This window comes from Streptomyces longispororuber (genome assembly GCF_024448165.1).
Taxonomy (GTDB): Bacteria; Actinomycetota; Actinomycetes; order Streptomycetales; family Streptomycetaceae; genus Streptomyces; species Streptomyces longispororuber_A.
Genome location: NZ_JAMOLN010000289.1, coordinates 1 through 10,332, shown reverse-complemented (window position 1 = coordinate 10,332; position 10,332 = coordinate 1). Strand labels below are relative to the sequence as shown.

Below are 10,332 nucleotides of genomic sequence, written 5' to 3'. Positions count from 1 at the left end.
CCGCGTCGATGCCCTCGGCACGGGCATCGTTCAGCAGCCGGGCGAACACGTACTGCGGGTCGGCGGCGAGGGCCATCTCCAGCGCCAGGTCCGCCTCGACGGTGTCGCCGAGCGACCACGCCACCCAGCCGGCGAGCGTCAGTGGTGCCGCGGCATGCTCCCCGTACGGTCCCACGCAGCGCCGCGCCAGTCCTCGCCACAGACGCAGCGCGGCGGGTGCGTCCTCGCCCTCCATCCACTCAGCCGCCCGGTCCCTGGTGAGCCGGTCCTGAAGACCGAGGATCAGGGCCGCCGCCTCGTCATGGGCGAGGAGCTCGTCGTCCCTCAGGTCCGCGTCCAGGGGCGTGTCGACGCTGGGTGCTGCCGCGAGGCGGCTCATGATCAGTCGCGCCAGGTCGAGGGTCTCCAGCTCCACTTCCTCACGCGGTGTTCCGGCGAAGATCCTGGGCACGAGGCTCATGGCCGCGGCATCCAGCGCCCTCGTCTGCTCCGTGACGAGGGCCGTCTCCAAGGGAGCGAGACGCGCCTTCAACTGCGCCACAGGCCCCCGCACTTGGATCCCGGCGTACGCGGCCGTCGCCGCCATGACCGACGTACCACCCGTACTGATGGCATTGCCCTCGGGCGGGCAGCAATCTGGGCGCGGGCAGCAGTAGGACCAGTAACGGCCGTCCGAGAGGCAGAGCGCCTCGGTCACCGGCACGTCGAGGCTGCCGCACTCGGTGCGCAGGAGCTGGGCGAGCGGGCGCAGCCGCTCCATGACCGCTCGGGGTCCACGCCCAGGCCCCGCGCCCATCGGCGCCGCGTCCTGGCAGAGGAAGGCGACCACGCTGTCCGGTCGCCCCTCCCGGCGCTCGCACTCGCCGATCAGGCAATGGGCCATCTGCCGCGCCACGGACGACCAGTCCCGGGCGCGCTCGGGGATGCCGATGCGCACACGGCCACCGAACCGGCCCTTGTGCAGGGCGACCAGCACGATGCTGGCGTCGGGCCGGAACCCGAGCAAGTACGGGAGCGCCTCGGCCAGTTCACCGGCGGTGCGCAGCGTGATCTTGGCCTCGCCGGTCGCACCGGCGGGCTCGATGTGATTCGTCATGCGTCGACCATGCCGCGGATTGCCGGACTCCGGTTGGGCCTGTGGATAACCCTGATCAGGGACACGACACAAGTTGTCCACAGCTCGGCGGGCTCGTTCGCGCGATGTCAGTCCCATCGGGTTGCATGGGGGCATGAGCAACGAAGACCTGCGGACGGCCGCCGATGCCGTACTCGCCCGCCTCGTCGGAGACCCGAGCGGTACCGCCCGGCTGCGCGAGGACCAGTGGCGCGCGATCGAGGCGCTGGTGGCCGAGCACAGACGTGCCCTCGTCGTGCAGCGCACCGGCTGGGGAAAGTCCGCGGTGTACTTCGTGGCGACCGCCCTGCTGCGCGAGCGGGGCAGCGGGCCGACCGTGATCGTCTCCCCGCTGCTCGCGCTGATGCGCAACCAGGTGGAGGCGGCGGAGCGCGCGGGCATCCGCGCCCGCACGATCAACTCGTCGAACACCGAGGAGTGGGACTCCGTCCGCGCCGAGGTGGCCGCGGGTGACGTCGATGTCCTCCTGGTCAGCCCGGAGCGGCTGAACAACCCCGACTTCCGGGACAACGTCCTGCCGCAGCTCGCCGCGGCCACCGGCCTGCTCGTGGTCGACGAGGCTCACTGCATCTCGGACTGGGGACACGACTTCCGCCCCGACTACCGGCGACTGCGCACGATGCTCGCCGAGCTCCCGCAGGGCGTCCCCGTCCTGGCCACGACGGCGACGGCCAACGCCCGCGTGACGGCGGACGTCGCCGAGCAGCTCGGGACCGGCGGCGGCTCGGACGCCCTGGTGCTGCGCGGCCCGCTCGACCGCGAGAGCCTCAGCCTGGGAGTGCTCCAGCTGCCCGACGCCGCACATCGGCTGGCCTGGCTCGCCGACCACCTGAACGACCTGCCGGGGTCCGGGATCATCTACACCCTCACGGTCGCCGCCGCCGAGGAGGTCACCGCCTATCTGCGCCAGTGCGGCCACGTCGTGGCCTCGTACACGGGCAAGACGGAGAACGCGGACCGGCAGCAGGCCGAGGAGGACCTGCTCGCCAACCGGGTGAAGGCCCTGGTCGCCACCTCCGCGCTCGGCATGGGGTTCGACAAGCCCGACCTGGGATTCGTCGTGCATCTCGGCTCCCCGTCGTCGCCGATCGCGTACTACCAGCAGGTGGGCCGCGCCGGCCGTGGTGTGGAGCACGCGGAGGTGCTACTGCTTCCCGGCAAGGAGGACGAGGCGATCTGGCGCTACTTCGCGTCCCTCGCCTTCCCTCCGGAGGAGCAGGTGCGTCGCACGCTGGACGTGCTCGCGCAGTCCGACAGGCCGCTGTCGCTGCCGGCCCTGGAGCCGCTGGTGGAACTGCGGCGCTCCCGGCTGGAGATCATGCTCAAGGTCCTGGACGTGGACGGCGCGGTGCACCGGGTGAAGGGTGGCTGGATCGCCACGGGCCGGCCGTGGGCGTACGACACCGAGCGCTACGCGTGGGTCGCCAAGCAGCGGGAGGCCGAGCAGCAGGCGATGCGTGACTACGCGACGGCGACCGGCTGCCGGATGGAGTTCCTCCGCCGCCAGCTGGACGACGAGGAAGCGGTTCCCTGCGGGCGGTGCGACAACTGCGCGGGCCCGCGGTTCGAGGCCTCGGTGTCGCCGGACGCACTGAACGCGGCCCGTGGTGAACTCGGGCGCCCCGGTGTGGAGGTGGAGCCCCGGAAGATGTGGCCCACGGGACTCGCGGCGGTGGGCATCGACCTCAAGGGCCGTATCCCCGCGGGCGAACTGGCGGGAGCGGGGCGGGCTCTGGGCCGCCTGTCGGACATCGGCTGGGGCAATCGGCTGCGCCCCATGCTCACGCCCCAGGCTCCGGACGGCCCTGTCCCGGACGACGTGGCGAGGGCCGTCGTGGAGGTCCTGGCGGACTGGGCCAAGGGCCCCGGCGGCTGGGCCTCCGGCGCCACGGACGCGCAGCCCCGCCCGGTCGGTGTGGTCACCATGGCGTCCCACACGCGCCCTCAGCTCATCGAGACGCTGGGCGCGGGCATCGCGCAGGTGGGCCGGATGCCGCTCCTGGGCCGGGTCGACTACGTGCCGGGCAGCGACACGGCGCACATCCCGCGGAGCAACAGCGCACAGCGACTGCGGGCGCTGGACGGCACGTTGACGCTGTCGGCCGAGCTCGTCGAGGAACTCGCGCGCGCGGACGGTCCCGTGCTGCTGGTGGACGACTTCACGGAGACCGGCTGGACGATGGCGATGGCCGCGCGGCTGCTCCGCCGGGCCGGCGCCAAGGGGGTGTTGCCGCTGGTCCTGGCGGTCCAAGGCTGACACAGGAGTCGCCGTCTCAACCTTTGGGCAGGGATATTGGCGACGGATCACCAGATACCGGGCCGCTGCCCCAATTGCTCGTTGCCGAGTGCCAGTACGGCGGCGAGAATTGAGACCGCTCCCCGCGCGGCTCCCCGTGGTCCGGTAGGGCTGTGCCGCGGTGCGCTCCCCCAGTCCGACCCCGCCCTCAGTGTGGGCGTGTAGCCGAAGGGAGGACCGTGACCTTCGGATTCGCTCCGTCTTCGGCGGCATCGATGACCGCGTCCTCGATGCGCACCGTGAGGTCCGCCGATTCCGTCAACCGACCGACCAGGCTGCTCGAACCCGCGGAGTGGGCGGCGGCGGGAATCCCGCTGCTGCGCAATCCACGTGAGGTGGTCAGCGGCCTGCACACCCGCCACCGACCCCTGCCGCGCACGGCCGTCGTGGCCGTCCTCGATCCGGAGGAGCGGCTGCGGGCCAGTGCCTCGTTCACCCGCCGGGAGAGCGCCACCGACGGCTGGACGTTCCGCAACGCGCTGCTGTCCCAGTTGCGCCGGGTCATCCCGCACGACCTGCGCCGCCGGTCCCCGGTGCGTACCGCCGTCCTGCTGTACTGCCGTGAGGGGGACGGCCGTTGGACCGAGGAGGACGGGGCCTGGATGTGGGGATTGCGCGACGCCTGCACGCTGCACGGGCTGCGCTGCGGGGCGTACATCACGATGACGCGTGACGGCTGGCAGGTGCTGGGCGAGGGCCGGGCCGGCCGACGCCCGAGCGTCGGGTCCGCCGTCGAGGCGCTGGGGGGCGACGAGCACGCGCTGCCGCGCACCGGCGGCGCCGCGACGGAGATGCTTCGCCGCGCGGCGGCCCGCTGACCCGCACGATCGCGGTCGCGCGCCCGCCTGCCGGACTCCCCGGACACCGTCGACGGGTGCGGGCAGCCGGCAAGCGGTGCGTCAGACTCCGGCGCCCAGCAGCGAGTTGATGCGCTGCGGGTCGCCGCACACGATCAGCAGGGCTCCGGCCCGGCCGAGCGCGAGCGGCAGTGCCGTCGTGGCCGCCTCGTCGGCGCCGCCGTTCACGGCGACGACGACCACCGGGCGGTCGGCGGCGCGGCTCAGCGCGGAGGCGTCGGCGTAGAAGACGTCGTCGCCCGCGTCGTGCTGCGCCCAGTAGGTGTCCTCACCGAAGGACAGCTCGTGAGCGGCCCACGGGTGGGGGTCACCGGTGGTGATCACCAGGACGTCGCCGGGCGCGCGGCCCGAGTCGAGCAGCAGGTCGACGGCCTCCTCCGCGGCGTCCAGCGCGCCCTCGACCGAGGCCGGGAGCAGCTGGATCTGCGGCGTGGTGTCGGAGGTCGACGGGGTGGCCGGGGCGCTCGGCCCCGACTTGACGGCACCGGCCGGCTCGCGCGGGGTGCGCTGCGCGGGCGGCGTGGGCCGTGCGGGACCCGGGCGGCCGGGTCGCGGCGGCGCCGCGGGACGCGGGCCGGGTACAGGGCGAGGGGTCGGCGCGGTGCGGGGACCCTGGGCACTCTCGTGAATCTGAGGCTCCTCGGGAATGAGAGGCATGAGCTGATATTTATCAAACGCCGGTGCGGTTCGCGCCAGCGGGTGGCACGTCAGTGCGAACGCAGTGGTCAGAAGTCGAAGCCGAGCTGGCCCTCGATCTCCGGAACACTTGCGTCCGCCCAGCTGCGGGCCTTCTTGAGGTGCCGCCACTGGGGCAGCGCATCAAGATACGCCCACGAAAGCCGGTGGTACGGGGTGGGCCCCCGCTCCTCCAGCGCGGCGCGATGCACCGGCGACGGGTATCCGGCGTTGGCCGCAAACCCGAAGTCTGCATGGTCGATGCCCAGTTCGGCCATCATTTTGTCGCGGCGGACCTTGGCGATCACCGAAGCCGCGGCGACGGCGATGCAGGAACGGTCCCCCTTGATCACCGTACGGACCTGCCAGGGGTTGCCCAGGTAGTCGTGCTTCCCGTCGAGGATGACCGCGTCGGGCCGCACCGGAAGCGCCTCGAGGGCGCGTACCGCGGCGAGACGCAGGGCCGCGGTCATCCCCAGGTCGTCGATCTCCTCGTGCGAGGCGTGCCCCAGCGCGTGCGCGGTGACCCACTTCTCCAGCTCGTCCGCGAGCGTCTCGCGACGCTTGGGACTGATCAGCTTGGAGTCGGTGAGCCCCTCCGGCGCGCGGCGCAGCCCGGTGACGGCGGCGCAGACGGTGACCGGGCCGGCCCAGGCACCGCGGCCGACCTCATCGACACCGGCGACGATCTTGGCTCCGGTGGTGGCGCGCAGTGAGCGCTCGACGGTGTGAGTGGGTGCTTCGTACGGCATGGCGGCAGACAGCGTACGCCGCCGAGGACCCGTCGCGACACCCGGCATGCCTCAATCCGCGTGCCGCCGCAGCAAGGGGATCATCAGCCGGTCGATCATCTCCACCAGATCCCCCTCCTCCCATTCGCTTCCGCACACCTTGGAGCGGTACATCATCATCGCCGGAATGACGTCGCACTCATAACTGCCGGTGGCGTCGGGACGCACCTCGCCGCGCTCGATTCCGCGACGTAGGACTTCCTTGATCAGCTCGACGCTCGGCTCAACGACCCCCTGGGTGATCACCGAGTGGAAGCGCTCGGCGGTGAAGGTGTCGCACTCGTGAAGAACCGAGCGCACCGCGAAGCCGGGGCGCGAGTACATGGCCGCACGCATCTGCCTGCACAGCTCCAGCAGGTCCTCGCGCACGCTGCCGAGGTCCGGCGCCGCGTCCAGCCTGGGCAGCGCGGCCGCCAGGGCGTCCACGACGAGGTCCTCCTTGGAGGGCCAGCGCCGGTACACCGCGGCCTTCCCGGTCTGGGCCCCCGCGGCGACGCCTTCCATGGTCAGGCCGTTCCAGCCGACCGTGCTGAGCTGATCGAGTGCGGCTTCCAGGATGGCCCGTTCGAGTACGGGACCACGCCTGCGCATCCCGACGGCCGGCTGAGCGGAGGCGGCCGTCCAGCGCGAAGTAACCATCGTCATCTCTCCGTTGAGCAGTCCGAGAGCGGTCCGAACACACGGCAGCAGATTCAGTGAACGGTTGCGTTCACTGAAGGGGAGTCACTACCGTTGACGCGACAGTGAACGGGATCGTTCACTAACGCTCTTGTGGGGGATCCATAGTGACAACCTCTCAGTTAACACAAGATCAGAAACCGGGGGCGGCCCGCCGGGAGGGGCGCCCCGGCATCGCACTCACGGTCATCGCCGCCTGCCAACTCATGGTGGTCCTCGACGCGACGATTGTGAACATCGCGCTCCCGCACATTCAGGACGCTCTCAAATTCTCGACGACGGACCTCACTTGGGTCGTCAGCGCGTACACGCTCACCTTCGGCGGTCTGCTGCTCCTGGGCGGCCGCGCGGGTGACATCCTCGGCCGCCGCCGGGTCTTCATGTCCGGGATCCTGCTGTTCACCTTCGCCTCCCTGCTGGGTGGACTCGCCCAGGAACCGTGGCAGTTGCTGGCCGCGCGCGCCCTTCAGGGCGTCGGTGGCGCGATCGCGTCGCCCACCTCGCTCGCCCTCATCACCACCACGTTCCCCGAGGGCCCGGAGCGGAACCGCGCGTTCGGAGTCTTCGCCGCGGTCTCGGCGGGCGGCGGCGCCGTCGGCCTCCTCGCGGGCGGCATGCTCACGGACTGGCTGGACTGGCGCTGGGTGTTGTTCGTGAACGTACCCATCGGCATCCTGATCGCCGTCCTCGCACCGATGTACATCAACGAGTCCGAGCGGCATCCCGGCAGCTTCGACATCACGGGTGCGCTCACGTCCACACTCGGCATGGCGTCGCTCGTCTACGGCTTCATCCGGGCCGCCGACGAAGGGTGGCGGGACGGCCTGACCGTGGCGTCGTTCGGCGCGGCGGTGGTGCTGCTGCTGGCCTTCGTGGCGAACGAGAACCGCGCCAAGGATCCGATCACGCCGCTGAAGATGTTCGCCGACCGGAACCGCTCGGGCACGTACGTGATCATGCTGAGTCTCGCGGCCGCGATGTTCGGCATGTTCTTCTTCATCGTGCTGTTCGTGCAGAACGTGCTGGGCTACTCGCCGATCAAGGCGGGACTGGCGTTCCTGCCGGTCACGGCGGCGATCGCGATCGGCGCCGGGCTGTCGCAGCGACTGTTGCCCGTGCTGGGGCCGAAGCCCTTCATGGCGGGTGGTTCGGCGCTCGTGGTGGTCGGTCTGACCTGGCAGGCCTTCATCACCCCCGAGAGCTCGTACGTCGGCGGGGTGCTCGGCCCGATGCTGATCTTCGGCTTCGGCATGGGCCTGAACTTCGTGACGGTGACGGTCACCGCGGTCTCCGGTGTCGCTCCGCACGAGGCGGGTGCGGCCTCGGGTCTGCTCAACACGACGCAGCAGGTGGGAGGCTCGCTCGGGCTCTCCATCCTGACGACGGTCTTCGGGTCGGCCAGCCGTGACGAGGCGAAGGATCAGATCGCCGACTTCATGGCCAACGCCTCCCCCGAGCAGAAGGCGGAGTTCGCCAGGACCCACGAACTGCCGGCGCCCTGGAGCCACGAGGTGCTCGCCCACGGCATCTCCACGGCCTTCATCCCGGCGGCGGCCATGGCCCTGCTCGCCCTGGCCGTCGCACTGACGGTGATCAAGGTCCGCAAGAGCGACCTGGAAGCCCTCGCCGGCACGGCGAGCGCGGCCGGGCCCGCCGGGGGCTGACGCCCCGGCGGAGGCGTGGGTGCCGGTCCGTCCGTAAGACGGCGAGGCCGGTCCGGCATCCACGGCGCCCCGCAGGCGTACGTCAGTGAAGAGCGCGGTGCCTCAGGCCGTCACGGCAGGCGCCCACTCCGGAAGCGACTCGGTCTGCTCCAGCCATCCGGCAGGCGGTGCCCCGTCTTGCGCGGAGGCTACGACTCCGCCCACGATCGCGCAGGTCGTGTCCATGTCGCCGCCCACCTGTGCGGTACTCCAGAAGGCCCGCTCGAAGTCTCCGAGCCCCCGAGCCGCCGACCAGAGGGCGAACGGCACGGTGTCGTGCGCGGTCGTCCGCCGGCCACAGCCCAGTACCGCGGCCACGGTGGCCGGGTCGCCGTAGTCGAGCATGTCCTTGGCGCGGCGCAGCCCCGCTCCCACCGCGCTGCGCGGCACGAGGGCGATCACTCCGTCGAGCAGCTCCCGGGGCGAAGGCGGCCCCGCCGGATTCCCGGCCAGAGCGGCGGCCGCGGCCACGGCCATGGCTCCGACGACGGCTTCCCGGTGCTGGTGCGTCGGATACGCCGAGATCTCGGCCTGGTGCGTGGCCTGCTCGGGGTCATCGGCGTAGTAGGCGCCGAGCGGCGCGATGCGCATCGCCGCCCCGTTCCCCCACGACCCCTGGCCCTTGAACAGGGCGGATGCCAGCGCGCGCCAGTCGCCGCCTTCCCGGACCTGCCGCAGCAGCCTGTTCACCGCAGGGCCGTAGCCGCGGTCGAAGTCGTGGTGCTCCGCGAACGAACGCGCCAGGTCGTCCTGGTCGATGCGCTCGTGGGCAGCCAGGACCGCCACGACGGAGCAGGCCATCTCGGTGTCGTCGGTCCACTGCCAGGGGCCGTCGGGCAGCGCGCGGCGCTTGAGCAGCGGATAGTTCGCCGGAACGAAGAACTGCGATCCCAGCGCGTCACCCACCGAGAGTCCGCGCAGGCTGGACAGGGCGCGGTCCATGCGCCTGTCGGGAGAGGAGTCAGCGGTCATCGCCCTGCCACTCTATCCGGTGACCCCATAGGGCCTTGGGTCGCACCAGCGTTCGAATGGCCGGTTCAATTCGTACTTCCCGTCGCCCCCTAGAACGAGCGATCGCGTCTCCGCGTTCCCGGGATTCGACAGGGACTCGAAATCCGCCACGGTCCAGTGGAACCAGCGCATGCAGAACAGCCGCATGGTCAGACCGTGGGTCACGAGCAGCACGTTCGGCGGGTGGTCCGGGTCCTCGAAGCTCCGGTAAAGGCTCTCCAGGAACGCCCCCACCCGGTCGTACACGTCCGCTCCGGACTCGCCCTGCGCGAAGCGGTAGAAGAAGTGCCCGTAGGCATCGCGGTACGCCTTCTGAAGCCGTACGTCGTCGCGGTCCTGCCAGTTCCCCCAGTCCTGCTCCCGGAGGCGGGGCTCTTCCCGTACCCGTACGCGACCGGGATCCAGACGGAACGCACGGAACGTCTCGTGCGTGCGCCGGTACGGCGACACATACACGCTCACCCGCTCATCGCCGAACAGCTCGCGCAGCTCCTTGCCGGTCTCCTCGGCCTGCCGCAGGCCCTTCTCGGTGAGCGCCAGCGCGTGATCGGGCTCGCGCTCGTACACGGTGTCGTCGGCGTTGCCTTCGGATTCGCCGTGCCGGACAAGAACGATGCGCCGTGGACGTGCCATGCCAAGACCCTAGATCGATCCGGCCGATTTCGAGCACCCGTACGGGCTCCATCCGGCGTAGATCACATGGCACGCGCGCGTGGCGACGCGTTCAGACCGTCCAGGTCGGCTCCAACTGCACGATGTCACCGGAGATGGCCGCGATGTCGGCTTCGGTCTGGGCGCGCAGCGAGAGCCGTTCCACCCGGTCGACCTGGTACTTGCCGTGCTCGGCCGCCGACCGCCACATCGACAGGACCACGAACTCGTCCCCCGGCGCCTCGCCGAAGAAGCCCCGCACCATGCCGGGCGAGCCCGCCATCGCCGGGTTCCAGACCTTCTGCTGCATCAAGGTGAAGTGCTCGGCCCGCTCGGCGTTCACCTTGCAGTGCGCCACCCGCACCACGTCGGCATCCGTGAACCTCGGCTCGAAACCGGTCTTCACGTCGAAGCGGTGGTCGAACAGCTTCACCTGGATGTCCTTGAACGTGCCCGACTGCGCCGCCGCGAGCCGGTCGTGGGACCGCGCCATGAAGGAGTCGTAGAAGGCGCGGCTCTCCCAGAACCCGAAGAC

General features: G+C 71.0%; 10 protein-coding genes. 3 read left to right on the top strand and 7 right to left on the bottom strand.

The features are described from left to right. On the bottom strand, positions 1–1,096 hold a 1,096-nt coding region (locus M4J07_RS43925; RefSeq protein WP_255982203.1), incomplete at its 3' end, for a DUF4192 domain-containing protein. A gap of 133 nt (positions 1,097–1,229) precedes the next feature. Here M4J07_RS43925 and M4J07_RS43920 point away from each other — a divergent pair. Together M4J07_RS43920 and M4J07_RS43915 are read left to right on the top strand one after the other, a co-directional pair. Then, on the top strand, positions 1,230–3,392 hold the full coding sequence (locus M4J07_RS43920; protein ID WP_255982201.1) for a RecQ family ATP-dependent DNA helicase: 2,163 nt from the start codon (positions 1,230–1,232) through the stop codon (positions 3,390–3,392). A gap of 218 nt (positions 3,393–3,610) precedes the next feature. Next, positions 3,611–4,249 (top strand): hypothetical protein, encoded by a 639-nt coding sequence (locus M4J07_RS43915; RefSeq protein ID WP_255982199.1) that lies wholly within the window; start codon positions 3,611–3,613, stop codon positions 4,247–4,249. An 81-nt stretch (positions 4,250–4,330) separates the two neighbouring features. On the opposite strand, the gene M4J07_RS43910 is transcribed toward M4J07_RS43915, so the two are convergent. From M4J07_RS43910 to M4J07_RS43900, 3 genes are all read right to left on the bottom strand, one after another. Continuing rightward, on the bottom strand, positions 4,331–4,945 hold the full coding sequence (locus M4J07_RS43910; RefSeq protein WP_255982197.1) for a hypothetical protein: 615 nt from the start codon (positions 4,943–4,945) through the stop codon (positions 4,331–4,333). Positions 4,946–5,013: 68 nt separating this feature from the next. Beyond that, entirely contained in the window at positions 5,014–5,715 is a 702-nt protein-coding gene (locus M4J07_RS43905; RefSeq protein ID WP_255982195.1) for a ribonuclease HII, read from the bottom strand. 51 nt (positions 5,716–5,766) lie between these two features. After that, positions 5,767–6,393, bottom strand: a complete 627-nt coding sequence (locus tag M4J07_RS43900; protein ID WP_255982205.1) for a TetR/AcrR family transcriptional regulator — start codon at positions 6,391–6,393, stop codon at positions 5,767–5,769. 146 nt (positions 6,394–6,539) lie between these two features. Between M4J07_RS43900 and M4J07_RS43895 the strand changes: the two genes are divergently transcribed. Then, the gene (locus tag M4J07_RS43895) at positions 6,540–8,096 is read left to right on the top strand and encodes an MFS transporter (RefSeq protein WP_255982193.1); all 1,557 of its coding nucleotides are present in this window, start codon (positions 6,540–6,542) and stop codon (positions 8,094–8,096) included. A 102-nt stretch (positions 8,097–8,198) separates the two neighbouring features. On the opposite strand, the gene M4J07_RS43890 is transcribed toward M4J07_RS43895, so the two are convergent. The 3 genes from M4J07_RS43890 to M4J07_RS43880 all read right to left on the bottom strand — a co-directional run. Beyond that, the gene (locus tag M4J07_RS43890; RefSeq protein WP_255982191.1) at positions 8,199–9,107 is read right to left on the bottom strand and encodes an ADP-ribosylglycohydrolase family protein; all 909 of its coding nucleotides are present in this window, start codon (positions 9,105–9,107) and stop codon (positions 8,199–8,201) included. A 12-nt stretch (positions 9,108–9,119) separates the two neighbouring features. After that, the gene (locus M4J07_RS43885; RefSeq protein ID WP_255982189.1) at positions 9,120–9,779 is read right to left on the bottom strand and encodes a histidine phosphatase family protein; all 660 of its coding nucleotides are present in this window, start codon (positions 9,777–9,779) and stop codon (positions 9,120–9,122) included. Positions 9,780–9,870: 91 nt separating this feature from the next. Then, positions 9,871–10,332: DUF4937 domain-containing protein (locus tag M4J07_RS43880; protein ID WP_255982187.1), on the bottom strand; the 462-nt coding region annotated here is incomplete at its 5' end.